At 71.9% G+C, this 25,063-nt stretch carries 22 protein-coding genes; 4 read left to right on the forward strand and 18 right to left on the reverse strand.

Going from position 1 to position 25,063, the window contains the following annotated elements; translation table 11 throughout:
* Window positions 1-52: 52 nt before the first annotated feature.
* A complete protein-coding gene (locus tag ACWDLG_RS43000) occupies window positions 53-391 on the reverse strand; it encodes a P-II family nitrogen regulator (protein WP_354922440.1) in 339 nt (112 codons plus the stop codon).
* On the reverse strand, window positions 388-1,734 hold the full coding sequence (locus ACWDLG_RS43005; protein ID WP_449931113.1) for an ammonium transporter: 1,347 nt from the start codon (window positions 1,732-1,734) through the stop codon (window positions 388-390). Before ACWDLG_RS43005 ends, ACWDLG_RS43000 begins: the two co-directional genes overlap by 4 nt.
* Window positions 1,735-1,951: 217 nt before the next feature.
* On the opposite strand from ACWDLG_RS43005, the gene ACWDLG_RS43010 reads away from it, so the two are divergent.
* On the forward strand, window positions 1,952-2,890 hold the full coding sequence (locus ACWDLG_RS43010; RefSeq protein WP_449931115.1) for an ABC transporter substrate-binding protein: 939 nt from the start codon (window positions 1,952-1,954) through the stop codon (window positions 2,888-2,890).
* Window positions 2,891-3,097: 207 nt separating this feature from the next.
* On the opposite strand, the gene ACWDLG_RS43015 is transcribed toward ACWDLG_RS43010, so the two are convergent.
* The 6 genes from ACWDLG_RS43015 to ACWDLG_RS43040 form a co-directional block, all read right to left on the reverse strand.
* Window positions 3,098-4,033: a sigma-70 family RNA polymerase sigma factor gene (locus ACWDLG_RS43015; protein ID WP_354922432.1), complete on the reverse strand. Its 936-nt coding sequence runs from the start codon at window positions 4,031-4,033 to the stop codon at window positions 3,098-3,100.
* A gap of 264 nt (window positions 4,034-4,297) precedes the next feature.
* The gene (hutI, locus tag ACWDLG_RS43020) at window positions 4,298-5,407 is read right to left on the reverse strand and encodes an imidazolonepropionase (RefSeq protein WP_354922488.1); all 1,110 of its coding nucleotides are present in this window, start codon (window positions 5,405-5,407) and stop codon (window positions 4,298-4,300) included.
* Window positions 5,408-5,430: 23 nt separating this feature from the next.
* Window positions 5,431-6,756, reverse strand: coding sequence for a formimidoylglutamate deiminase (locus ACWDLG_RS43025; protein WP_449931117.1), 1,326 nt, complete (start codon window positions 6,754-6,756; stop codon window positions 5,431-5,433).
* Window positions 6,753-7,943, reverse strand: coding sequence for an allantoate amidohydrolase (locus ACWDLG_RS43030; RefSeq protein ID WP_449931119.1), 1,191 nt, complete (start codon window positions 7,941-7,943; stop codon window positions 6,753-6,755). The genes ACWDLG_RS43025 and ACWDLG_RS43030 overlap by 4 nt, the downstream gene beginning before the upstream one ends.
* Before the next feature lie 88 nt (window positions 7,944-8,031).
* Window positions 8,032-8,709 (reverse strand): SDR family oxidoreductase, encoded by a 678-nt coding sequence (locus ACWDLG_RS43035; protein ID WP_449931121.1) that lies wholly within the window; start codon window positions 8,707-8,709, stop codon window positions 8,032-8,034.
* A complete protein-coding gene (locus ACWDLG_RS43040) occupies window positions 8,706-9,044 on the reverse strand; it encodes a hypothetical protein (protein WP_449931123.1) in 339 nt (112 codons plus the stop codon). Before ACWDLG_RS43040 ends, ACWDLG_RS43035 begins: the two co-directional genes overlap by 4 nt.
* A 39-nt stretch (window positions 9,045-9,083) precedes the next feature.
* Between ACWDLG_RS43040 and ACWDLG_RS43045 the strand changes: the two genes are divergently transcribed.
* Genes ACWDLG_RS43045 through ACWDLG_RS43055 form a run of 3 tightly spaced genes read left to right on the forward strand, consistent with a single transcriptional unit; the run spans window position 9,084 to window position 11,313 of the window.
* Window positions 9,084-9,614 carry a PadR family transcriptional regulator gene (locus tag ACWDLG_RS43045; protein WP_449931125.1) on the forward strand — a complete coding sequence of 177 codons (531 nt, stop codon included), beginning with the start codon at window positions 9,084-9,086 and terminating at the stop codon, window positions 9,612-9,614.
* Window positions 9,614-10,567: an ATP-binding cassette domain-containing protein gene (locus ACWDLG_RS43050; protein ID WP_449931127.1), complete on the forward strand. Its 954-nt coding sequence runs from the start codon at window positions 9,614-9,616 to the stop codon at window positions 10,565-10,567. The genes ACWDLG_RS43045 and ACWDLG_RS43050 overlap by 1 nt, the downstream gene beginning before the upstream one ends.
* Window positions 10,564-11,313 carry an ABC transporter permease gene (locus ACWDLG_RS43055; protein ID WP_449931129.1) on the forward strand — a complete coding sequence of 250 codons (750 nt, stop codon included), beginning with the start codon at window positions 10,564-10,566 and terminating at the stop codon, window positions 11,311-11,313. Before ACWDLG_RS43050 ends, ACWDLG_RS43055 begins: the two co-directional genes overlap by 4 nt.
* Here ACWDLG_RS43055 and ACWDLG_RS43060 read toward each other — a convergent pair.
* The 10 genes from ACWDLG_RS43060 to ACWDLG_RS43105 form a co-directional block, all read right to left on the reverse strand.
* The gene (locus ACWDLG_RS43060; RefSeq protein WP_449931131.1) at window positions 11,293-12,111 is read right to left on the reverse strand and encodes a MurR/RpiR family transcriptional regulator; all 819 of its coding nucleotides are present in this window, start codon (window positions 12,109-12,111) and stop codon (window positions 11,293-11,295) included. The genes ACWDLG_RS43055 and ACWDLG_RS43060 overlap by 21 nt on opposite strands.
* 215 nt (window positions 12,112-12,326) lie before the next feature.
* The gene (gene hutU / locus ACWDLG_RS43065; protein WP_354922866.1) at window positions 12,327-13,976 is read right to left on the reverse strand and encodes a urocanate hydratase; all 1,650 of its coding nucleotides are present in this window, start codon (window positions 13,974-13,976) and stop codon (window positions 12,327-12,329) included.
* Between the two features lie 86 nt (window positions 13,977-14,062).
* Window positions 14,063-14,320, reverse strand: coding sequence for a hypothetical protein (locus ACWDLG_RS43070; protein ID WP_449931134.1), 258 nt, complete (start codon window positions 14,318-14,320; stop codon window positions 14,063-14,065).
* A gap of 18 nt (window positions 14,321-14,338) precedes the next feature.
* A complete protein-coding gene (locus ACWDLG_RS43075) occupies window positions 14,339-15,334 on the reverse strand; it encodes a helix-turn-helix domain-containing protein (protein ID WP_449931136.1) in 996 nt (331 codons plus the stop codon).
* 341 nt (window positions 15,335-15,675) lie between these two features.
* Window positions 15,676-17,442, reverse strand: coding sequence for an ABC transporter ATP-binding protein (locus ACWDLG_RS43080; protein WP_449931138.1), 1,767 nt, complete (start codon window positions 17,440-17,442; stop codon window positions 15,676-15,678).
* A gap of 159 nt (window positions 17,443-17,601) precedes the next feature.
* Complete coding sequence (locus tag ACWDLG_RS43085) at window positions 17,602-18,294, reverse strand: nucleotidyl transferase AbiEii/AbiGii toxin family protein (protein WP_449931140.1); 693 nt, start codon at window positions 18,292-18,294, stop codon at window positions 17,602-17,604.
* 15 nt (window positions 18,295-18,309) lie between these two features.
* Complete coding sequence (locus tag ACWDLG_RS43090) at window positions 18,310-19,047, reverse strand: hypothetical protein (RefSeq protein ID WP_449931142.1); 738 nt, start codon at window positions 19,045-19,047, stop codon at window positions 18,310-18,312.
* Window positions 19,048-19,063: 16 nt separating this feature from the next.
* Entirely contained in the window at window positions 19,064-19,819 is a 756-nt protein-coding gene (locus ACWDLG_RS43095) for a hypothetical protein (protein WP_449931144.1), read from the reverse strand.
* 4 nt (window positions 19,820-19,823) lie between these two features.
* Window positions 19,824-21,920 carry a right-handed parallel beta-helix repeat-containing protein gene (locus tag ACWDLG_RS43100; protein WP_449931146.1) on the reverse strand — a complete coding sequence of 699 codons (2,097 nt, stop codon included), beginning with the start codon at window positions 21,918-21,920 and terminating at the stop codon, window positions 19,824-19,826.
* A gap of 160 nt (window positions 21,921-22,080) precedes the next feature.
* Window positions 22,081-25,056, reverse strand: a complete 2,976-nt coding sequence (locus ACWDLG_RS43105; protein WP_449931148.1) for a polysaccharide lyase family 8 super-sandwich domain-containing protein — start codon at window positions 25,054-25,056, stop codon at window positions 22,081-22,083.
* Window positions 25,057-25,063: the final 7 nt, after the last annotated feature.

Below are 25,063 nucleotides of genomic sequence, written 5' to 3' on the forward strand. Positions count from 1 at the left end.
GCCGGGCTCCTCGCCGCGCCTCGGCTCCGTCATGGTCACCGCGCTTCCGTGGTCACAGGGCTTCGGGACCGCGCTCTCCGGTGCGCACCCGGATCACGGTGTCGACGGGTACGGACCACACCTTGCCGTCGCCGATCTTGCCGGTCTGGGCCGCCTTGACGATGACGTCGATGACGTCGTCGGCGTCGTCCTCCTCGGCCAGCACCTCCAGGCGGACCTTGGGGACCAGGTCGACCTGGTACTCGGCGCCGCGGTACACCTCGGTGTGCCCGCGCTGGCGGCCGTAGCCGCTGGCCTCGCTGACCGTCATGCCCTTGATGCCGAACTGCTCGAGGGCGGCCTTCACGTCGTCGAGCTTGAAGGGCTTGATGACCGCGGTGATGAGCCTCATGCGTCCACCTTCTTCGAGGTCGTCGTGGCGAGCGCCGTCGACGGGCTCACGCCTGAGGCGTACACGGTGCCCAGGTCGTAGCCGGTCTCGGCGTGCATGGTGATGTCGACGCCGGCGAGCTCCTGGTCGGCGTCGACCCTGAAGCCCATTGTCCTGTCGATCACCTTGGCGGCGACCCACGACACCACGAAGGAGTAGCCGCCGACCGCGACGGGACCGAGGATCTGCAGGCCGAGCTGGCTGATCGGGCCGCCGTAGAGCAGGCCCTCGTTCTGCTGCTCGAGGAAGGGGTAGGCGGCGAAGAAGCCCAGGGAGACCGCGCCGACGACGCCGCCGACCAGGTGCACGCCGACCACGTCGAGCGAGTCGTCGAAGCCCAGGCGGTACTTCAGGCCGACCGCGTAGGCGCAGGCCACGCCCGCCAGCAGGCCGATGACGAGGGCCGCCCACGGGTCGACGAAGCCGCACGCGGGCGTGATGGCGACCAGACCGGCGACGGCGCCCGAGGCGACGCCGAGTGTGGTGGCGTGGCCGTCGCGCAGCTTCTCGACGACGAGCCAGGCGCCGGCCGCGACGGCGGTGGCGATCTGCGTGTTCATGAAGGCCAGACCCGCGGTCTGGTCGGGGGCGAGCTCGGAGCCGGCGTTGAAGCCGAACCAGCCGAACCACAGCAGGCCGGTGCCGAGCAGGACCAGCGTCAGGTTGTGCGGGCGCATCGGCTCCTTGCGCCAGCCCTGGCGCCTGCCGAGCACGAGCGCGAGCGCGAGGGCCGCGGCTCCGGCGTTGATGTGGACCACGGTGCCACCCGCGAAGTCCTCGATGCCGAGCTGCCCGAGCCAGCCGCCGCCCCACACCCAGTGGGCCACGGGGAAGTAGACGACCGTCGCCCACACCAGGGAGAAGAGCACCCAGGCGCCGAACTTGGCGCGGTCGGCGATGGCGCCGCTGATCAGAGCGACCGTAATGATCGCGAACGTGAGCTGGAAGGCGGAGAAGACCATCATCGGGAAGTTGTCGGCCGCCGCCGCCTCGGCCGTCACCTGACCGCCCTGGACGATCAGACCCTCGTACACCGCGTTGAAGACGCCGGCCAGGCCGAGATTGTCCAGGCCGCCGACGACGAAGTTCAGCGTGTCGCTGCCCGAGGCGTCGAACGCCAGCGAGTAGCCGTAAAGGACCCAGGCGATCGTCACCACGATGATGCTGACGAACGACATCATCATCATGTTGAGGACGCTCTTGGCCCTGGTCATGCCCCCATAGAAGAACGCGAGGCCCGGAGTCATCAGCAGCACCAGGGCGGTGCATACCAGCATCCAGGCGGTAGTGCCGCTATCGATCATCGACGCGACCCTCCTTCACTTTCGGCCTGTACGTGTCGCAGTGGATGCCCCCAGCAGCGCACTGACGTGTCGCCTCAGCGTCTTCTTCCGCCGTTTCGTGGTTTGACGCCGCATGTTTCGCATGCGTGAAACTCCGCACCCCGGTGTTTCGCGGGTGTTTCGGACAGACCGGTACTACACTTAGGGTTGCCTAACCTAAGCGATCAAGGAAACTGTGATGACGTTCCGTCTGGCCGGGCTCACGGCCGCCCTGCTGTCCGCCCTCGCGCTCACCGCGTGCGGCACCTCCACCCCCGAAGGGACGGCCACGGGGCCCACCCGGGCGATCAAGCACGCGATGGGGGAGACGAAGGTCCCCCAGACGCCCAAGCGGGTCGTCGTCCTCGACACCGACAAGCTGGACACCATGGTGTCGCTCGGCCTGACGCCCGTCGGCGCCGCGCAGGCGGCCGAGAACCAGAAGTGGCCCGCCTACCTGGGCTCCGCGCTGTCGGCCACCACGTCGGTCGGCACCCTCCAGCAGCCCAACCTGGAGGCGATCACCGCGCTGAAGCCCGACCTCATCCTCGGCACCAAGTTCCGCCAGGCCGCCTTCTACGACAAGCTCAGCAGGATCGCGCCCACCGTCTTCACCGAGAAGGTCGGCGTCACCTGGAAGGAGAACTTCCTCCTCGACGCCGACGCGCTCGGCAGGAAGGCCGAGGCCGAGAAGCTGCTGTCGGCCTACGAGGGTCGCGCCGAGCAGGTCGGCGCGAAGTTCGCGAAGCTGAAGGTGAGCATCGTGCGATTCATGCCGACCGAGATCAGGATGTACGGCCCCGAGTCCTTCAGCGGCATCGTGCTCGGCGACGCGGGCGTCCAGCGCCCGGAGGCGCAGCTGCTCGCCGACCAGGACGACAAGCGCTTCGGCAAGCTGAGCCAGGAGAACATCGCGAAGGCCGACGGCGACGCCCTGTTCTACAGCGCGTACGGCGACGCCGCCGCCAAGAGCCAGGCAGAGGTCACGGGCGGCCCGCTGTGGAAGAACCTCGGCGCGGTGACCTCCGGCCACGCCCACGACGTGGACGACGAGGTGTGGATGCTCGGCATCGGCGTCACGGCGGCCGGCAAGATCCTCGACGACCTGGACACCTACCTGACCCCGCTGGCCCGATAGCCACGGGCGGGCCCTCAGGGCCGCCGTGGCGGCGTACGCCGGCGGCCGCAACCGCCTCTGTGGCCCGCGCGCCGGAACCGTCCTGGAGCGGCGGGGTGGCCGGGGCGGCCCGCGCGAGCGGGCCCCGGCCGCGCCCACCGGCCGGATCGCGCGGGGCGCGACCACGCATGGCGAAGGGACCGGAGAAGCGCCCGGCGAAGCGGTCGGTCAGGCGGCGGCCGAGGCCATCTTGCGGAGCCTGGCCAGGGCGTCGCGCTCGATGCGGCGGGCGCGGTCGCGGCCGATGCCGTAGCGCTCCCCCACCTCCGTCAGCGTGTGCTCGCGCCCGTCGAGCAGGCCGTAGCGCCAGCGCAGCATCTCGCTGGTCGGGCCCTCCAGCCCGGTCAGCCACTCGTCGAGACGCTCGCGCTCCAGGATGTCGATCGCCTGCTGCTCGGGATCGGCCCACGTCTCGTCGGCGATCATGTCGCCCAGTTCGGTCTCGTCCTCGTCACCCACGCCGAGCTGGAGCGAGACCGGGTCGGAGGCCCAGCGGCGCAGCTCGCGCACCCGCTCGATCGGCAGGTCGAGCACCCGGGCGAGGTCGTCGTCGGTCGGCTCGGCGTCGAACTCGGCCAGCATGTCGCGCCGTACCCGCATGAGCCTGGTCATCTGCTCGCCCGCGTGAGTGGGCAGCCGCACCGGCCTGGCCTGCTCGTGGATGGCGCGCCCCACCGACTGCCTGATCCACCAGGTGGCGTAGGTCGAGAACTTGTACCCCCGCCGGTAGTCGAACTTCTCCACCGCCCGCACCAGGCCCAGGTTGCCCTCCTGGACCAGGTCGATCAGCGGCATGCCCCGCCCCGAGTACTTCCGTGCGACAGCCACCACCAGGCGCAGGTTGGCCTGGATGAACTCGTCCTTGGCGCGCCGTCCCGAAACCGCCAGGCGCTCGAGCTCCTCGTCGGCCGCGTCCCCGATACGCGGCTCGGAGCCCCCGCTGTCGAGCAGCTGCTCGGCGAACAGCCCCGCCTCGATCCGCTTGGCGAGCTCGACCTCCTCCTCCGCGGTGAGCAGCGGAACCCTGCCGATCTCGGCCAGATAGGTCCCGAGCAGGTCGCGATCGGCGACCTCCTGCGTGCGATTCCCCGTAGGCCTTGCCATCCCCAGGCACCTCGTTCCCGCAGCTGCGTTCTATATCCCGGCAACGTCCGGCCCGAAGCAAAGATTCCCAAAAGAACTACGACCACAGGACGGTTCTGCACCTCCTTCTCAGGGATGAGAAATTCTTTTCCTGGCGCGCGAAAAAAGGCGGGGGCGGCGCCGATACGCCGCCCCCGCCGCAGCTCGCCGCGCGTCGCGGCTACGACCAGAGGATGACCCGCGGGACTCAATGGCCCGCGGGATTCCGAGAAATGCCCGCCGGATTCAGGCGACCCGCTCGCCCGCCCGCCACACCTGCCGGACGAGCGGCACCCCTGGCCGGTAGGCCAGGTGCACGAACGACGGCGCGTCCAGCACGACGAGGTCGGCCCGCGCGCCCACGCGCAGCTGCCCGACGTCGTCACGGCGCAGCGCCCTGGCCCCGCCGTAGGTCGCGGCCCTGACCGCCTCCATGGGCGTCATCCGCATCTCCCGTACGGCCAGCGCCACGCAGAACGGCATCGACGAGGTGAACGACGACCCGGGGTTGCAGTCGGTGGCGATCGCCACGGTGACGCCGGCGTCGATGAGCCGCCGCGCGTCGGGATAGGGCGAGCGGGTGGAGAATTCCGCTCCCGGCAGCAGCGTGGCCACCGTGTCGGAGGAGGCCAGCGCGTCGACGTCGGCGTCGCTCAGGTGCGTGCAGTGGTCGGCGGAGGCCGCGTCCAGCTCGACCGCGATGCGCACGCCGGGACCCTCGGTGAGCTGGTTGGCGTGCACCCGCGGCAGCAGGCCCGCCTTGATGCCCGCCTGGAGGATCTCGCGCGTCTGGTCGCCGTCGAAGGCCCCCCGCTCGCAGAAGACGTCCACCCACTTGGCGTACGGCGCGCACGCCCGCAGCATCTCGCCCGTGACGGTCCTGACGTAGTCGTCGGCGTCGGTCCCGGCGGGCACCACGTGCGCGCCGAGGAAGGTGGTCTCGTCGGTGAGCGAGGTGGCGATCTCCAGCGAGCGCCGCTCGTCCTCCACGGTCAGCCCGTAACCGCTCTTGATCTCCACGGTGGTCGTGCCCTGCGCGGTCATCTCGGCGACCAGCGCCGCCGCGCGCGTGGCCAGCTCGGCCTCGCCCGCCGCCCTGGTGGCGGTCACCGTGGTGCGGATGCCGCCCGCGGTGTAGCTCTGGCCCGACATGCGGGCGTTGAACTCGAAGGTGCGGTCTCCGGCGAAGACCAGGTGCGCGTGGCTGTCGACGAAGCCGGGGATGACGCACCTCCTGCCGGCGTCGTGACGCTCGTCGCACGCGGGCGCCTGGCTGGAGGGACCGACCCACGCGATCCGCTCGCCCTCGATCACCAGCGCGGCGTCCAGGTGCTCGACGTGGCCGTCGAACAGCATCCCGATCCCGTCGATGAGGGTACTCACCTGATCGCTCCCATCGCCTCGTTCAGCATCCGCCCGACGTCTCCCAGCTCGTGCCGGCCGTCGGTGACGATCCTGCGACCGCCCGACACCACACTGTGCACGTCCGCGGCCGTCGCCGCGAACACGATCGTCTCCAGGGCGCTCTCGCGTGTCGCGCCCGCCGTACGGACCGAGTCGAGGCGGACCGAGACCAGGTCGGCCCACGCGCCGGGAACCAGCCCTCCGGCGTCGGGGAAGCCCAGCGACGCGTGGCCGGCGACGGTGGCGGCGGCCATCAGCTCGGCGGCGGTCCAGTGGCCGCGCTTCTCGCTGGCCAGGCGCTCGTTCAGCTCGACCGCCCTGGCCTCCTCGAACAGGTCGACGACGGCGTGGCTGTCGGATCCGAGCGTGATCGGCGAGCCCCTGTCGAACAGCGCCCTGGCCGGGCCGATGCCGTCGGCGAGGTCGCGTTCGGTGGTCGGGCACATGCAGATGTGGGTGCGGGAGTGGCCGAGCAGTTCGAGGTCGACCTCGGCCAGGTGGGTGGCGTGGACGGCGGTGGACCGCGGGCCGAGCGCGCCGTGCTCGTGCAGCACCTGGACCGGGGTGGCGGCGTAGCGCTCGACGCAGGCGGCGTTCTCGGCCCGCTGCTCGGAGACGTGCGCGTGCAGCGGGGCGGCGTGCTTGCGGGAGAACTCGGCGACCGTCGGCATCTGCTCGGGCGGCACGGCCCTGACGGAATGGATGGCCGCGCCGATCTCCACGTCGTGCCGGCCCTCGTAGGCGGCGGCCAGCTCCTGCGCCCTGACCGCCCACGCCTCGCTGGTGCCGTCGCCGAAGCGCAGCTGCGGGCCGGTCAGCGCGGTGCCGACCCCGCCGGTCAGGTAGCAGGTGTCGAGCAGCGCGATGCGCAGACCGGCCTCGCGCGCGGCCTGGATGAGCGCGTGCCCCATCTCGTTCGGGTCGTCGTACGGCACGCCGTCCGGCCCGTGGTGCAGGTAGTGGAACTCGCCCACGCAGGTGACGCCCGCCAGGGCCATCTCGGCGTAGGCGGCCCTGGCCAGCCTGAGGTAGGAGTCGGGGTCGAGCGCGCCCGCCACCTCGTACATCTGCTCGCGCCAGGTCCAGAAGTCGCCCTTGCCCGTCTGGGTGGCGCCGCGCAGCGCCCGGTGGAAGGCGTGGGAGTGCGCGTTGGCCATGCCTGGGAGCGTCAGCCCCGCGAGGGTGATCCCCTGCCGGTCGCCCCTGTCGATCGAGACGATCCGCTGGTCCTCGACCTCGATCACCACGCTGTCGGTGACGCCCTCGGGCAGCAGGGCGAGCTCGCACCAGTAGACGGTCATCGGGCCAGCTCCTCGAGCACGCCGGCGAGGGCGGTGACCCCGTGCGCGCAGTCGCCGGGTTCGGCGTGCTCCCGCGGCGAGTGGGAGACGCCCGTGGGGTTGCGCACGAACAGCATCGCGGCCGGCACGCCCGCCGCCGCCAGGATGCCCGCGTCGTGGCCCGCGCCCGTCGGCAGCACGGGAGCCGGGCCCTGCCCTGCCGTCCTGACCCCGGCGAGCGCCGCGCCGACGGCGCGGGCGAGGCGGTCGCGCAGCGGCACCTCGAAGTCGACGACGGGGGTCCAGGACTCCTCGCGCACGTCCCTGCCCTCGGACAGTTCCCGCACCAGCGCCCTGACCGCCCCCTCGGTGGCGCCCCTCGCGTCCAGCCACGCCGAGACCAGGCCGGGGATGGCGTTGGCGTTGTTCGGCGAGACCCGCACCTTGCCGAACGTCGCCACGATCCCGTGCTTCTCTGCCGCGTCGCGCGCCTGGAGCACCGCGCGGGCGTAGTCGAGCATCGGGTCGTGCCTGTCCTCCAGCCGCGTCGTGCCCGCGTGGTTGGCCTCGCCGGAGAAGTCGAAGCGCCACCTGCCGTGCGGCCAGATCGCGCCGGCCACCCCGACGGGCTCGTCCAGGTCGGCCAGGCCGCGTCCCTGCTCCACGTGCAGCTCGACGAACACGCCGATCCTGGCGCGCGTCTCGTCGTCCCTGCCCAGCTCCTCGGGACGGCGTCCGGCCCTGCGCAGCACCTCGTCCATCGAGGCGCCCTCGTCGTCGGTCAGCGACCTGGCCCTGGCCGGGTCGAGCACGCCGGTCAGCAGCCGCGAGCCCATGCACGGCACGCCGAACCTGGCGCCCTCCTCGTCGGTGAAGCAGGCGACGCCGATCGGCCTGGCCGGGGTGAAGCCCCTGGCCTTCAGCAGGTCGAGCGCCTGGAAGGCGGACACGACGCCGAGGGGACCGTCGTAGGCGCCGCCCTGCCGTACGGAGTCGAGGTGGCTGCCCGTGACCACGCCGGGTGCGCGGTCGGGGTCGCCCCACCAGGCCCACAGGTTGCCGTTGCGGTCGTCGTGCAGGCCGAGGCCGCGGCGTTCGGCCTCCTGCCGGAACCACTCCCGCAGCTCCATGTCCGCGGGCGACCACGCGTCCCGCACATAGCCGTTGGTCGCGGGATCCCGTCCTATACGCGAGAGTTCATCCAGCATGCCCTCACTCTAGTGAATGAATCCATTCAGCCACACCCGGCACCCCGGACTTCCGCCGGGTGGTGGGCCCGGCGGCGCTCGCCCGGCGTCAGGAGACGGGCCCCTCGCTGGGCCGGAGGGTCAGCTCGGTCAGGTGGGCGTCGGGGCCGGCGTTGATCGCCGCCAGGAGGGCCCTGGCCACGGTGTCCGGCTCCAGGTACTTCTCCGGCTCGAAGGCCCCGCCCTCCTGCGCCCGCACGCCACGCTGCATGTCGGTGGCGACGCGGCCGGGGTAGACGGTCGTGACCCGCAGCGCGGGCTCCTCCAGCCGCAGGCCGTCGGCGAGGGCGCGCAGCGCGAACTTGCTGGCCGCGTAGGAGCCCCATCCGGGGTTGGCGCGCAACCCGGCGCCCGAGTTGATCAGGACCACGTGCCCGCCCGCCGCCCGCAGGGCCGGGAGCAGCAGCCTGGTCAGCTCGGCGACGGCGACCACGTTGATCTCCATGGTCCGCCGCCAGACCTCGGCGGGGGTGTCGGCGATCCGGCCCAGCGTGACCACCCCGGCGCTGTGCACGAGCACGTCGAGCCGGTCGACGTCCTCGACGTCCGCGGCGGTGACCTCGGCGAGCTCCACCGGCCACGCGCGGGCGTCGGGGAGCTCGGCGGCCAGCGCGTCGAGGGCGGCCCGGTCACGGCCGCCGAGGATCAGCCGGTGGGTGGGCGCCAGCGCGCGGGCGACGGCCTCGCCCACGCCCCTCGACGCCCCTGTGATCAGTGCGGTTCTCATGGTCGCCAGCCTAAGGGCCGCAGCTCGCCGGTCCCCGGCGTGACCAGCTCGAGGGAGTGCTCGCGTCCCGGATAGCCCGGATCGGTCGGCCGGACGCGCACCCGCGCGAGGTCGGCCTCCTGCAGCACGCAGGTGTACCACTCGCCTTCCCAGTGGAACTCCCAGCGGCCCGCGAGCCGGTCGAGCCCCTCCCGCCTGACCACCTCCTCGGCCGTGTCCGCGTCCGCCGCGGGACCCAGGGGGTAGCCGAAGACGGTCAGCGGCCGCCAGCCGCCCTCCACCTGCCTGACGTAGCCGAGCAGGGCGCCGTCGTCCTCTCTCACGATCTCTCTCACGGTTGACACCATACTCAAGTTTGTATTCAAATTTGAAGGGTGAATACGACGCGCGTTCTCATCCTCGGCACGCTGCTCGACGAGCCGATGAACGGCTACCAGGTGCGGCGCCGCCTGGAGACGATGGGCGCCGACCAGTGGGCCAACGTCGCCTTCGGCTCGATCTACCACGGCCTCGGCAAGATGGCCAACGAGGGGCTGCTCGACATCGTCGAGAGCGGCAAGGGCGGCAAGACCGTCTACGCGATCACGGAGGCGGGCCGGTTCGAGTTCCACCGGCTGCTCATGCTGCTCTGGTACGAGATCAGGCCGATCATCGACCCCTTCCAGGTGGCCATGACGTTCATGGACCGGCTGGACAGGCCGCTGCTCAAGGACGCGCTACGGGTCAGATCCGACGAGCTCAGCCGGGCGGTCGCGATGATGCAGCGGGCGCTGGGCAGCAAGCAGGCCTTCGGCGCCCCCCGGCACGTCGACGAGAACCTGCGGCTGAACATCGGCATGGTCAACGCGCAACTCGACTGGGTACGTGAAGCCATCCAGAAGGTCGAAGAAGGAGACCTCCCCTGATGATCATCGATGCGCAAGGCTTAAGGAAGACCTTCGTCACCAAGAGCAGGAAAGGCACCCAGACCGTCGAAGCGGTCAAGAGCGTCGACCTCGAGGTGAAGGACGGCGAGATCTACGGCGTGCTCGGGCCCAACGGCGCGGGCAAGACGACCACGATCAGGATGCTGGCCACCCTCATCCTCCCCGACGGGGGAACCGCCAGGATCGCCGGACACGACCTGGTCAAGGAGCCGGGCGCGATCCGGCGCAAGCTCGGCTACGTCAGCCAGGCCGGCGGGGTGGAGGAGCAGAACACCCCCCGCGCGCAGGTCGTGTTCGCCGCCAAGATCTACGGCGTGCCCGACCCGGCGGGGGCGGCCGACGAGATCCTCAGGAAGATGGACCTCGCCGAGATCGCCGACCGGCCCGGCCGTACCCTCTCCGGCGGCCAGAAGCGCCGCGTCGCCATCGCCCTCGGGCTGGTCCACAGCCCTCCGCTGCTGTTCCTCGACGAGCCGACCACCGGCCTCGACCCGCAGAACCGCGCCAACCTCTGGGACCGGATCAGGGAACTGCGCGAGCGGGGCACCAGCGTCCTGCTGAGCACGCACTACCTGGAGGAGGCCGACGCCCTGTGCGACCGCCTCGCGATCGTGGACCACGGCGTCGTGGTGGCCGAGGGCACCCCTGCCGAGCTGAAGCGGTCGGTGTCCGGCGATGTGGTCACCCTCAGGCTCGACGAACTGGACGAGGCCGCCCGGGTGCTGGGCCCGCTGGCCAAGCAGACCCGCGTCGACGAGGACATGCTGCGCGTCTACGTCGACGACGGCGAACACGCGCTGCCGGCGCTGCTGCGCACGCTGGAGGCCGAGGGCCTCTCCCTGCGCTCGATCGCGCTCGAGCGGGCCACGCTCGACGACGTCTTCCTGGCCAAGACCGGCCGGTCCCTGCGCGACACCGGAGCCGCCGCATGATCCGCGACACGTCCCTGTTCTTCGGCCACGAGGTCAGGAACACCCTGCGCAACCCCGTCTGGCCGCTGTTCGGCATCATCCAGCCGGTGATGTACCTGCTGCTGTTCGCGCCGCTCTACGCGGGCATGGCCTTCCAGGGCGACATGGGCCGGGCGCTGACCTCCTTCGCGCCCGGCATGCTGGTGATCACCGCGCTGTTCGGCTCGATGGGCGTCGCCTACGGCACCATCTACGAGATCCGCAGCGGCGTGCTGGAGCGGATCGCGGTCAGCCCCGCGTGGCGGCCCGCGATCGTGCTCGGCCGGATGCTGCGCGACGTGGTCGCCCTCATGATCCAGTCGCTGGCGGTGATCCTCATCGCGCTGCTGATGGGGCTGCGCATCGGCCCGCTAGGGCTGGTCCTCATGCTGCTGCTGCTCGGCGTCACCGGCCTGTTCGCCTCCGGCGTCGCCTACGGCCTGGCGCTCGGCCTGCGCGACGAGAACGCGATGGGGCAGATCATGCAGTTCTTCGCCCTGCCGCTGATGCTGCTGTCGGGCGCGCTGCTGCCCATGGCGCTCGGCCCCGACTGGCTGGAGAAGATCGCCTGGTTCACGCCCTTCTACCACCCCGTCGAAGCGGGACGCGCGCTGTTCGCCGGCACGCTGACCGACCTGTCGATCCCCCTGGCGTTCGGCATCATGCTCGCCCTCGCCGCGGTGACCGTCACCTGGTCGGTCCGCTCCCTACGCAGACTCGCCGGCTGACAGGAACGTGCCCGTCTCCTCCGTCATCCGCTCGTACTCCTCGAGCCTGGCCTGCGTCCGCAGCGGCGCGGCGTCGGCCATCGCCTCCACCAGCGCCATGGCCAGGGCGAGCGGGGCCGCGTGGGAGTCGAACACCAGGCGCTCCCCGACCGGCGCGTCCAGCACGACGTCGGCGGGGAAGCCCGGCCGGTCGGTGATCACCGCCGTCCTGAGCCCGAGCTTGGTCGCGTACTCCAGCGCGTGCACGGTTTCGGCCGGATACCGCGGCAGGACCACCGCGAACACCCATTCGGCGCCCGCCCTGCGGGCCGCGTGCAGCCCGTCGACCAGCTCGGAGCCGCCGTGGACGAGCAGGCGGACGTCGGGGTGGACGCGCCTGGCGAAGTAGGCGAACGTGGTCGCGAGCCCGGAGGAGACGCGCAGCCCGAGCACCGGCAGCGGTTCGGCGGCGGCCAGCGACTCGCCCAGCTCCTTGAGCGGCAGGCCGTTCAGGCGGTCGCGGATCAGCGTGAGGTTGCGGATCTCGTCGTCGATCGCGCCCCTGAGCAGGCTGCCGCCCTCGGGCCTGCCGCCGAGCACGAGAGGCCGCAGGGCCTGCCGCAGCTCGGGGTAGCCGCCGAAGCCCAGCACCATCGCGAACCTGGTCACCGAGGGCTGGCTCACGCCCGCCCGCTCGGCCAGCTCCACGCTGGACAGGAAGATCGCCTCGTCCAGGTGGTCGGACAGGTAGTGCGCGATCCGCCGCTGCACGGGCGACAGGCGCCTGCCGTCCAGCAGCCCCTCAAGTCCGTCCCTCACGCCACCTCCAACACACCGACCTGCCCAACCCCTTCCCGTCACCCGGGCACGGGCACCTGTCCCCGACACCCCGGCTCGGCCCCGCAGGAAGTCCGCCGGGGCGTCCTACGGGGTGAGCGGCGGCGCTCTCCGCGAGGACGCGGGCCGGTGGCCGGCGGCGCCGTTCTCATGGACGGCGTCCGCCCGTGACCACCGGCTCCCGCGCCGGCGGGCCGTCAGGACTCGCGCATCGGGATGCGGACGCCGCGCTCGTCGGCCACCGTCACCGCCTCGTCGTAGCCCGCGTCCACGTGCCGCATGACGCCCGTGCCCGGGTCGTTGGTGAGCACCCTGTTGAGCTTCTCCCCCGCCAGGGCCGACCCGTCGGCGACGGTCACCTGCCCCGCGTGGATCGAGCGCCCGATGCCCACCCCGCCGCCGTGGTGGATGGACACCCAGGCGGCGCCCGACGCCGTGTTCAGCATCGCGTTCAGCAGCGGCCAGTCCGCGATCGCGTCCGAGCCGTCCGCCATGGCCTCCGTCTCCCTGTACGGCGAGGCCACCGACCCGCAGTCGAGGTGGTCACGCCCGATGACGACCGGCGCCTGGAGCTCGCCCGAGGCCACCATGTCGTTGAAGCGCTCGCCGGCCAGGTGGCGCTCGCCGTACCCGAGCCAGCAGATCCGCGCGGGCAGGCCCTGGAAGTGGACCTTCTCCCCCGCCATCCTGATCCACCGGGACAGCCCCTCGTTCTCGGGGAAGAGCTCGAGGATCGCCCTGTCGGTCGCCGCGATGTCGGCGGGGTCGCCGGACAGGGCCGCCCAGCGGAACGGGCCCTTGCCCTCGCAGAACAGCGGCCTGATGTAGGCGGGCACGAAGCCGGGGAAGTCGAAGGCCCTGGCGTAGCCCGCCAGCTGCGCCTCGCCGCGGATGGAGTTGCCGTAGTCGAAGACCTCCGCGCCCGCGTCCTTGAACCCGACCATGGCCTCGACGTGCCTGGCCATCGACTCGCGCGCCCTGGTGGTGAACCCGGCGGGGTCCTTGTCGCGCTCGGCGGCCATGTCGTCGAAGGCGACGCCGATCGGCAGGTACATCAGCGGGTCGTGGGCCGAGGTCTGGTCGGTCACGATGTCGATCTCGGCGCCGCGGGCCAGCAGCTCGGGCACGGCCTCGGCGGCGTTGGCCACGACGCCGATGGACAGCGGCCTGCGCTGGTCGCGGGCCTCGTAGGCCAGGCGGAGCGCCTCGTCGAGGGTGGCGGCCTCGACGTCGAGGTAGCGGTGCTCGATGCGGCGGGTGACGCTGCGCGGGTCGCAGTCGATGCAGATGGCCACGCCGCCGTTCATGGTGACGGCCAGCGGCTGGGCGCCGCCCATGCCGCCGAGCCCGGCGGTCAGGGTGATCGTCCCGGCCAGCGAGCCGCCGAAGCGCTTGGCGGCCACCGCGGCGAAGGTCTCGTAGGTGCCCTGGAGGATGCCCTGCGTGCCGATGTAGATCCAGGAGCCCGCCGTCATCTGGCCGTACATGGTCAGGCCGGCGGCCTCGAGGCGGCGGAACTCCTCCCAGTTGGCCCAGTCGGGAACGAGGTTGGAGTTGGCGATGAGGACGCGTGGCGCCCATTCGTGGGTGCGGAAGACGCCCACGGGGCGACCCGACTGCACCAGCAGCGTCTCGTCACCTTCCAGGGTGGTGAGCGTGCGGGTCAGGGCGTCGAACGAGGGCCAGTCGCGCGCGGCCTTGCCCGAGCCTCCGTAGACGACGAGCTGCTCGGGGTGCTCGGCGACTTCCGGGTCCAGATTGTTCTGGAGCATCCGGAGCGCGGCCTCCTGCGGCCAGCCCTTGGCGGTGAGCGTGGTGCCTCGCGGCGCGCGCACGGTACGGCTCATGCCTCTTCCCTCCTGAATGAACATATTCATCTATGTCACTCGAAGGGTACAACGCCTGCTCCCGTCGACAACCCCGCGACCCCGTGTCAGGGCCGGTCCGGGTACTGCCACCGCTCCGTGCGCTCGTCCCAGCGGGAGCCGGGGGGCGGCACGTCGTCGCGGCGGTCCGCCGGATGGCTCTCCATCAGCCACTGCCACCAGATCCAGCCCGCCAGCGCCGGCAGGCCCACCAGGACCAGCGAGAACTTCCAGCCGCCCGGCACGAAGACGGCCACCACCAGCGCGACGAAGAGCACCACCACGGCCGCCACCAGCGCGATACCGATCTTCTTCCAGAACGACATGCGACCTCCTGGGTCAGGTCAGCGGGTGCCACGCAACAGCGCGTCGCCCGATTCGGTGATCTGGTGCAGCATCAGGTTGGCGTGCCGGGTACTGACGATCAAGCCCGCCTGCCGGAGCACTCGGGCGTGCTCGCTGGCGCTGGAGGTGGGCACCCCCGCCCGCCGGGCCAGCTCGGTCGTGCTGCATCCGGGGGCGAGCCCGACGCACCGCAGCACCGCCGCCCTGGTCTTGCCCAGCAGTTCGGCCAGCGCGTCCCCGCCCGTCTTCCGTCCGGCGACGCCGGTGCGCGCCACCGGGTAGACCAGCACGGGCGGCAGGCCGGGGTCGGCCAGCGTCACGGGCGCGGTCCTGCAGAAGTAGCTGGGGATGAACGTCAGCCCGCGCCCGCGCAGGCGCAGTTCCCTGTCTCCCGCTGGGTAGTCGACCTCCAGGACGGGGGCGCGCCACCGGACCTTGGGCGACAGCTGGGTGAACATGCCCTCGACGCCGCCGTCGGCCAGGTGCCTGACCCTGGTGCCGCGGTCCTGGCTGACGGCCCGCTCCACCTCGCCCCAGTGCTCGCCGAGCGCCGTCTGGAAGTATCCGGCCGCGACCGCGGCCAGCCTGCGCATGGCCGGGCCGTCGTCGGGGAGCGACTCCAGGTGGGCCGGCAGCCCGTGCCGTGCGCGCAGCAGGTCGAGCTCGCGCCGCACCCTGGCGGGCGGCGTGTCGAGGATGGCCTGGATGCCCTCCTCGAGGCCCTGCTGCGCCTCGATCGGGGTGAGGAAGTCGGGGAAGTAGGCCGCGCGGGGCGCCAGCGGCACCAGCATCCTGCGCACGTCCTGCAGCAAGCCGGTCTCGGCGAGCTTGGCGCGCGCCCGCCGCCGCCATTCGGCCATGGCGGCGCCGCCGTCGCCGGCCTGGAAGCGGTGCAGGCTGGCCACCGTCTCCCACAGCGGATCGGCCCGTGAGGCGATCCGTACGCGTGCGAGGTCGTCGCCGGTGAAAATGATGCGCAATATGCCGCCCGCCATGCGTCGCAGTCTCGCGGGGGGCGCTTGCAAAAGCCTGAAAGTTAAATTGCTGACCCGAAATATACCGACATAGCTGGGTTATTCGGGTGAGCCTGAAACTGCATGACACTTCGCTGCGCGAAGTGCTGGACTTGATCTCGCCTGAGGGGGCATTCGGCTGGTCCACAACGACGGTTTCTGGAGGCGATACAGGGGAGTCTCCAGCAGCCGTACGGCCCGCGCGGGCGCGCGAGCCGTACGCGATCATCAGCAAGGGAAGCCTGGCATCACCCTGACGGCTTCGTCGCCACCGACCCGGATGACGGCCGCCCCTGCGAGCAGCGGCCCTCGCCCTTCGTGGATCATGAAACGAGGAACTGGGTGGCGGCCAGCTCCCGGTAGAGCTCGTCGGAGCCCACCAGCTCGTCGTGGGTGCCGACCGCCCGCACACCGCCCGACTCCATCACCACGATGCGATCGGCGTTGGTGACGGTGGACAGCCGGTGCGCGATCACCAGCACCGTCGTCTCTCTCGCCACCTCGGCGATCACCTCACGCAGGCGGAGCTCGTTGACCGCGTCGAGCTGCGAGGTGGCCTCGTCCATCAGCAGCAGCCGCGGCCTGCGCAGCAGCGCCCGCGCGATGGCGACCCGCTGGCGTTCGCCGCCGGACAGCAGCACGCCGCGGTGGCCGACCGGCGTCTCGAGACCGTCGGGCAGCCTGGCGACCAGGTCGTCGAGCCTGGTGCGGGTCAGCGCCCTGCTCAGCTCGTCCTCGGTCGCGTCCGGCGCGGCGAACAGCAGGTTCTCCCTGAGCGTGCCCGCCAGCACGGGGGCGTCCTGCTCGACGTAGCCGAGCGCGGCGCGCAGCCGCTCCAGCGGCCAGTCGCGGATGTCCACGCCACCGACCTCGATCAGCCCGTCCTGGTGCTCGTAGAAGCGCTCGACCAGCGCGAACACCGTGGACTTGCCCGCGCCCGACGGTCCGACCAGCGCGGTCAGCCCTCCCGGCGGCACGTCGAAGGTCACGCCGTGGTGGACGGGCGCCCGGTCATCGCCGTAGCTGAACACCACGTCCTCGAAGCGCACCCCGACGGGCTCGTCGCCGCCGGGGGCCACGCGGGTGTCCTGGCCGGCCGGTTCGCCCGGCAGGTCCTCGATCTCACGGATGCGCTTGAGCGCGGCCAGGCCGTTCTGCAGCTGCACCGCGCCCTCGACCAGCTGGCCGATCGGGGCGACCAGGTAGAACAGGTACAGCAGGAAGGCGATCAGCGCCGAGACCTCCAGCGTGCCGGCGGCGACGCGGGCGCCGCCGACGGCCAGGACGCACAGGAAGGCGACCTGCACCGCCATCCATGTCGAGACCCCGGCCAGCGAGGTCCAGCCGGCCACCTGCAGCCCCTTGTCCTTGGCGCGTTCGGCGGCCGCCCCGATCTCGGCGACCTCGCGCTCCTCCGCGCCGCTCGCCTTGACCGTGCGGTAGGCCTGCAGGGCCCGGTCGAGCACCGCGCCCATCTCGCCGACGGCCTCCTGGGCCTGGTGCTGCGCCCGCTGGATGCGCGGCATGACCAGCGCGGTCATGCCGCCGATCAGCACCACGACCAGCAGCGTGACCAGCAGGAGCACGCCGTCCATCAGCGCCATCATGACGATCGCGCCGATCAGCATGAAGACCGCGGCGATCGAGTCCACGATGCCGTTGGTGAGCACCGACCGCAGCAGGGTGGTGTCGCCGGTGACCCTCGACAGCAGGTCGCCCGGCTTGAGCCGGTCGACGTCGGCGACCTTCAGCCGCAGCATCCTGTCGACGAGCCTGCGCCTGGCGCCCAGCACGATGCCCTCGCCGGTGCGCTCCATCAGGTAGTTGCCGCCGGCCGAGACCACCGCGCCGATGACGACGGCGACCGTCAGCGCGATCAGCGGGCCGGTCATCGACCGTTCCGCGCCGAAGGCGTCGACCACGTACTTGGCCAGCAGCGGCATCGCCAGTCCCGCGGCCGAGCCGACCAGGCCGAGCAGCCCGCCGGCGACTAAGATCTTCCGGTGCGGCCCGAGGTAGGCCAGCAGGAGCCTGAAGGGTGGCTTCTCCCCCTCGGCGGCCTGCGCTGTCTCGCGGTTGTCGCCGCTCACGTTTCTCCGTCCCCGTCACATACGTCCACAGACATTCTGGGTCGCGGCACGGCCGCGCGCGCTCAGGGAAATCACCCACCTTTCCCTGATTGCCGCGGTACGCCCATGCGTCAACTTAGATTGACGCATGGGCGGAAGTCAAGCGAAGTTGACGCGCCTTCAGTCGATCTCGGGGACGTCGGGGACGTCGTGGTCCGCGTCGCCGTCGTCGGCGCGGCGAAGCTTGATGTCCTCGGCCCACGCGTAGGCGAAGCGCCTGATCTCGTGCAGCCGCTCCTCGTCGACGCCGTAGGCCATGAACGCCTCGTCGGCCAGCAGGTCGACGCTTTCCAGGCGCTGGATCAGGTCGTCGAGCAGCCAGTCCTCCTCGAAGGCGGCGCCCAAGCGCTCGAGCTCGCGGAAGGAGTAGCGGGTGGCCGCCGCGGCGACGTCGACGAAGTCCTTGGGCAGGCCCCGCCCGTGCAGCGCCCGCACCTTGAGGCCCACCGCGTCGTCCTGGCCGACCACCCGGTAGCCCTCCAGTGCCAGCGGCCGGTCCCTGAGCGGCTCCCTGAGCAGGCTGACCGTGCACCGCTCGCCGCCGGCCTCGTCGCGCACGACCATCCGCGCCACCCGCTCGGTCGCGTCGGCCGGCGTCACCGCCAGGCCGTGCCGCCGCAGCTCGGCGGCCAGCTCCGCGGCGACCTCCGGCAGCGGGACACCCCGGTCGGTGGCCAGCACGAGGTCGTCGCCCGGCCGCTCGGTGAGCCCGTGGGCGGTCATCGCGTGACCGCCGGCCAGCAGCAGGCCGTGGCGCTCGCGGACGTCCAGAGCGGCCTCGATCAGCCGCGCGTGGAACGCGGGAACTCTCACGGTGACCACATGCCCTCACTCATGCGCGCGCCTCTTGCGGGTCGATGGAAGGTCGTGCCGTCCTGAGACGAACTCCTGAACCGCGATCTTGACCTTGATCACCGGTCGGCGCCAGCGCTCCTCGCGGCGCAGCGCCGTGGCCATCTTGCGGGGCGACCTGACCGCGAAGAACCAGTGCGCCCAGGGCGAGCCGGGCCTGGCCAGCCGCAGCGCGCCCACCACCAGCAGCGGAGGTAGGAACAAGCCCACCAGGCCCGTCCAGATCTTGCCCTTGAGCAGCGTGATCACGGCGAGCGCCAGGTTGGCGAGCAGCAGCCACCAGGGCGCGACGCGGCCGACCTCCCAGGTCAGCGGGCGCAGCCCGATCAGCAGCAGCCCGGTGACCGCGACCGCGACGAAGACCGCGTCGACGGAGGTGCGGCCCTCCTCCTCCCAGTACACGTCGTGCAGGTGGAGGATGAGCGCGAACTCGTCCAGCACCAGCGCCGCGCCGACCCCGAAGACCGCGGCCGCCACCGCCGACCCCGCGGCGACCAGCCCGCTGACGCCGCCGACCAGCATGAGGACCACGCCGAAGACGACGTGGTGGATGTGCATCTCGCCGACGCTGACGTTGCGGAACCAGCCGATCTTGGCGCGGATGAGCCTGACGTTGATCCGGGTGGCGACGAAGGCCACGATGAGCGCGACGAAGAAGCAGAACAGCGGCAGCCGTCCTGTGTCAACGATGCGTTCCCTGATCCAGTCCCCCATGTACCTGTAAGTCAGGCTACCCAGCGCGGGCCCGCAGCGCCTTGCGATATTCCTCGGCGACCAGGGCCTGGCGCACGTTGTCGCGGACCCTCTCGAACGGCGGGGCGTCCTGACCCGCCATCAGCCGGTACTGCTCGCGCAGCCGCCGCTCGGACAGCTCGAGCGTGGCGGCGTGGACCTTGCTGAGCGCCGAGTCGAGCTCGGCGGCGCGCACCCCGGCGTAGGTGTGCTCGTCGTAGGACGGCACCCCGGGCAGCGGCCGTCCCTCGCGGGCGGCCCGCGCGCGGCGCGCGTTCTCCTCGGCCAGCTCGCGCTGGAACCCCTGCTCGCTGACATCGGCGAGCAGCCCCGCCTCCCGCGCCCACACCCGCCTGACCTTGTCGAGGACGGCCGCGCGCACCGCCCTGTCGCGCAGCGCCCTGCGCGGCGTGACCCCGGCGTGCGCCCGGTCCCAGAAGCCGGGACCGAGCGCGAGGCCGTACCGGGTGTACTCGGAGAGCACCTCGGCGCGGGCGGTCTCGGCCGCCCTCAACACCTCGGCCCCCACCACAGGCTCGCCCTCGACCAGGGTGACCCGGTCGCCGGGCCGCAGGCCGAGCACCTCGGAGACGGTCGCGGAGGCGGCCAGGCCCCGCGGTGGGGGCGCGCCGCCTCCGCCCCGGGTGAGCGCCACGACCAGGGCGACCAGGACGGCGACGCCCACGACCGACGCGGCGGCCGCCCTGCCGAGCGGGAGGGCACGGCGCCCGGTCCCCGGCGTGGCGCTCCTCATGACCTCAGCTCGCGATCTTCATGTCGAAGACGTGGAAGCCGGCGTCGGCCAGCGGGCTGCCCTGCGGGAACGTCACGGTGGCGACGGTCTTGGCGGGGTCGAGCGGCACCGCGTAGCCGAACACCGACACGCCCGACTCGGTGGTCTGCCCGGTGGCCGGGTTCCGGTAGCTGGTCTGGGTCCTGTTGTGGTAGGTCGCGCGGGCCACGACGACGCCGCCCTCGGGCGCTGTCGCGTCCCACTGGTCGCCGAAGCGCACGGTCTTCTCCTCGACGCTGCCGTCGGTGTAGGTCACCGTGAAGACGCCCTCGCGCACCTTGAACGCCCCGGCGCCGAGCAGCACCAGCCGGTCGCCGCGGCCCTCGAGCCTGACGGTCTGCCCGGCCGCCTTCACGTTGTCGGTCCAGCCGTAGGGGCGGGGGTGCCAGACGAAGTCCGCGCCCAGCACGCTGACGGTCGCCCCGGGGACCAGGCCCACCTTCTCCAGACCCTGACCCGAGTAGCTGCGGCCGCTGGTGGAGAAGCCGCCGGTGTTGGGGTTGTGGTCGGAGCTGACGCCGACGTTGTTGTAGGCCTTCTCGACGGACTCGTGGACCACCGCCGGTACGGCGGCGCCGTTGTAGGCCCCGCGCGAGACGCTCCCCTCGACCGGGTTGCCGAAGTAGTCACGCCCGCCCACACCCTCGACGAGGGAGCCGGAACCGAGCGCCGGGGAGCCGGCGAGCAGCCTGTAGCCGTCCACGTCGCCGTAGCCGGTGGCGGTGCCGGGGGCGGCCAGCCCGGGGTCGGCGGTGATCGCCTTGGCGTCCGAGGCGGGCGCGGTCACGCCGCCGTAGTAGACGTTGGCGTCGTAGGTGATGCCGGGCGCCGCCGGCAGCACGCCCGACGGGGCGTAGATGATGTTGTTGGCGATCCTGGAGTTCCCGGTGGGCACCGCCCAGTCCACCTTCTGCGAGGAGCAGAAGAAGGTGTTGTTGTGGATCCACAGCGGGCTGCGGTTGTCGCCCGCGGCGTTGCCGGCGATCCTGCAGTCGTCCTGGGCGATGTTGAAGCGCAGGATGGCGGTCGCCTGGTAGTTCGGGAACTCGGTGCAGCTCTGGCAGCCGAGGTAGAAGCCGCCCGCGTTGTCGTGGGAGTAGTTGTACTGGTAGACGCAGGAGCCCTTGATGCCGCCGTCGCAGTCCCACGCGGTGGAGTCGAAGATCGTGGGCCGTTGCCTGGTGACCTCGTTGTACTGGAAGACGGGGTCGACCGAGTTGATCGGCCACATGCCGGCGAAGTTGCCGTCGACGTAGGGGTACTTGCCCGCGCCGCCCTCGTCGAACAGGTTGTGCTCGATCAGCGGCCTGTCGGAGGCGTGCACGACGATGCCGTCGCCGCCGACCGCGCGGATGGTGTTGCGGGCGAGGTAGACGTTCTTGTGGTAGTCCGTGCCCTTACGGCTGATCTTGATGCCACCGCCGCCGGTGTCGTGGATGTAGTTGCCCGTGATCGTGATGCCGTCGAGGTAGCCGACCTTGCCCTCGGGCAGCGCCTGGATGCTGATGCCCGCCGAGTAGGCGAACCAGGAGGAGTTGGCGCCCGTCTTGTCGCCCCAGCCGGCGACGTCGGAGATCTCCAGGTCACGCAGGACCAGCCCGGCCTTCGGCTCGGGGGTCGTCGAGTTGTACTGGATGCCGGTCCGCTTGGCGGTGGTGGGGGCCGGGTTGGTGATGTGCAGCTTCTCGATGGTGACGTGGCTGTTGTCGACCAGGTGCACGGCCCACTCACCGCCGTCGCCCTGGATGATCGGCTTGGGGCCCTCGCCGTAGGAGGTGAACACGATCGGGTGGTCGGCGCTGCCCGAGCCCTTCGGCTCCAGGCGGCCGGCACACACGGTCCCGGCCCGGAACTTGACCTTGGTCTTGGGGCCGAGCTCCAGCGCGTTGACGGCGGCCAGGGCGTTGATCGGGGAGGCGGCGTCACTGCCGGAGCCGCCGTCGGGGGCCTGACAGTCGACGAAGACGTTGCGGGCCGGCGCGGCCGCCGCCGGGGTGGCGGCCAGGCCGGTCGCGGCGACGGCGAGCGCCGTCGCCGCGGCCCATCTGAGGGACAGGCGCATGCGGGTCCTTTCTCGGGGGGTCTCGAGGGTCTCGAGGGGTTCTCTCGGGGGTCTCGAGGGGTTCTCGGGGGGTTCTCGGGGGGGTCTCGGGGGGTCTCGGGGGCCTCGGGCGGGTTCTCGGGGGGTCTCGAAGGGTCGGTCTTGGGGGGTTCTCGGGGGGTCAGTACAGCTGGAGGAAGGGGGCGGCGCCGGGGGTCTCCCTGTCGCCGATCCCGACCGCGAGGGTCCTGTCCGGGGCGGACAGCGCGTAGCCGCCGCCGAGGTGGCCCGTGACGTCGACGGAGTACCAGGCGGGGGTCTTGCCCGTGACGGTCACGGTGCCGATCGGCCGGCCGAGGGCGGGCCTGTCGTTCCAGGTCAGCGTCGCCTCGTCCCAGCCCGAAGCGGGAGCCTCGTAGAGGGTGAGCGTGGTGGAGTCGCCGTCGGCGTCCTGGACGGCGGCGCGGATCCAGAGGGTGGCCGGCCCCGTCGTGGCGGGCGGCGGGTCGAAGCGCAGGTAGCTGATCCTGGTGTAGCCCGGGTCCGCCGACACGGTCTTGACCACGAGGCCCTTGCCGTTGAAGGAAGTGCCCGCGTGGACGCCGCCGCGCACGTAGGTGTCGGCGGCGGCGACCTGCCTGGCCTGCTCGCAGGAGGGCCCGGTCAGCGCCGGTCTGGCGGTCGGCCTGACCTTGACCTTCAGCTTGACGCCGGCGCCGAGCGCATCGGCCGCATCGACGGTGAACCTGATCGTCGGCGAAGTGGTCAGCACGGTGACGCGCGGGTCGGCGGCGAGCACCTCGCGGCCTTCGCGGGCCACCTCGAACAGCATCCGGCCCTGCTTCCACGTCGGATCGGCGACCGCCAGGTCGAGCGTGGCGCCCTCCTGGTGCAGGGTGACGGCGGCCGGGCCGTACGCGCGGACGGTGTCCTGGGTGGTGGCGCAGCTCCAGAAGGTGGCCGCCAGCCGCGTGTTGACGCCGTCGGCCGTGACCACCGACTGCACCGCGGCGGTGTTGTCGCCGATGCGGACGTTCGTCCGCCTGGCCGCCTCGGCGGTCTCGGCCGCGCTCCTGCCCGGCAGCAGGTAGTAGGCGTAGGAGGCCGCGCGCGGGTCGTTCCCGTGGTCGAACCAGAGGGTGGTGTAGTCGCGGGTGAGCGGTTCGCGCCCGCCGGTGCCGATGTCGGACCACGCGCCCGTCCTGCTCTCGCGCAGCGTCTTCGGCAGGCCGTGCGGGAACAGGTAGCCGCCGACGCCCTCCAGGTGCATCCAGTGCTCGCCCTGGGTGAGCCGCCCCGCGCCCATCCGGTTCTCGACCGTCGTCTGCGCGGCGACGCCCGCCGCGGTGATGTCGGAGCCGAGCGCCACGACGGTGTCGCCGACGGTGAACCACGACTTGCGGGCCTTCAGGTCGATGGGCTGCTTGCTGTGGTAGTCGCGCTCGGCGACGAGGCGCATCCCGAAGGCCGACAGGTCGCCCATGGCCACGCCGCCGGTGTGCGGGTCGCTCTGGCGGAAGCCGTACCAGTTGGTGTCCCTGGCGGTGCGCGGGTAGGTCTCGGCGGTGGCGTTGGTGACGCCCGGCAGGCGGTAGGGGTCGACGGTCGGCCAGAAGCCGTCGCTGTACTGCGGGCGGTCGTTGTAGATCGACGTCATGCCGTCGCCGGTGTACCAGCCCTTGAGGTTCTCCCCGTTGCCCGCCTCGTAGGCGCCGACCCTGCTGCCGCGCGCCGAGACGGAGAAGGCGTGACCGGGCCGGTGGTGGACGAGGCGGTCCATGCCGGCGAACACCTTGGTGAGCGTCAGGTCGCCCCGGGGTGCGACGCCCTCGACCAGGCCGCGGACGAGGGAGACCTGCGCGACGGTCGCGTGGTCGTAGAAGGGGGCGGCGCTCACGTGCTCGGCGACGACGCCGGCGATGCGCTGCCGCACCTCCGCCGAGGCGCCGTGGGCGAGCATCGCCATCGCGGCCACGACCGCCCGGCCCTCGGCGAAGTCGTCGCTCGCCGGGCGGGAGATGCCGCGCCCCCGCACGTTGGCGAACATCTGGCCGCGGAACAGCACCGGCTCGAAGCCGTCGAACACCCAGGTGGTGACGTTGCCGCTGTCGGGGTCGGTGACCTGCCACGGCGTGCCGGCCAGCAGGGTGAGGACCCTGGCGACGCCGTCGAGCAGGACGGTGCCGTAGCCGCCGGTGTAGGCGAAGTAGAAGTGCTGGATGAGCGAGCCGTCGGGATACCAGCCGTCGCCGCTCGCCGTCAGGTCGAAGACCGGGCTGAGCTTGTCGCGGGCCATCGACAGGACGGCCGGGTCGCGGGCCAGCAGGCCGCGCCGTACCGTGATCGAGACCTTGTCCACCAGGTTGGCGCCGACCTCGGGCACGCCCGAGATCTTGCGCCTGGCCGGGTCGGGCACGAAGTGCGCGACCGTCGCCAGCACCCCCGCCCGCAGGTCCTCCGGTACGGCGTCGCCGAGCAGCATGAGCGAGTCGAGCAGGTGGTTGGGGCCGCCGATCTCCCAGAACCACCAGTTGCCCAGCTCCTGCGCGCCGGGCCGGTAGCGGTTGTCGTGCAGCCAGCGCAGGGCCGCGACGGCCGCGTCCGCGGCGGTCCGGTCGCCGTGGTACCGCGATCCCGCGGTGGCGTAGGCGAGCGCGATGTCCTTGATCCTGGCGGCGGCCGTGCCGACGGTGGCGCCGTCGGCGCTGGTGGCGTCGGGCCAGCGGCCGTCGGCGAGGGTGGCCAGGTTGGCCGCGGCCTTGTCGTCCATGGCGGCCAGCGGTTTGGCGTAGACGGGGTCGGCGGGGGTGACGGCCGCTCCGCCGGTGACCAGGTCGCGCCACCGCTGGACGGGCGCCCCGAAGTCGTCCGCGGCGGGCGCCGCCGCGGGGTCGGCGCTCCCGGTGCCCGCGGGCGCCGGTGACGGGTCGGCGCTCCCGGTGTCCGCTGGCGCGGGCAGTGGGGCGGGGGTCCCGGTGTCGGCGGGTGCGGGCAGAGGGTCAGCGCTCCCGATGTCCGCTGGCGCGTGTAGTGGGGCGGCGCTTCCGGTGGGGGCCGGGGCGGGTAACGGGTCGGCGAGGGAGGGGGCGGCGGACAGCGTGAGGGAGGAGGTGACGGTGGCGACCAGCAGGGTCGCCGGCAGGGCACGTCGGAGCATGGGGGGT

The organism is Nonomuraea sp. NPDC003727 (assembly GCF_053586935.1).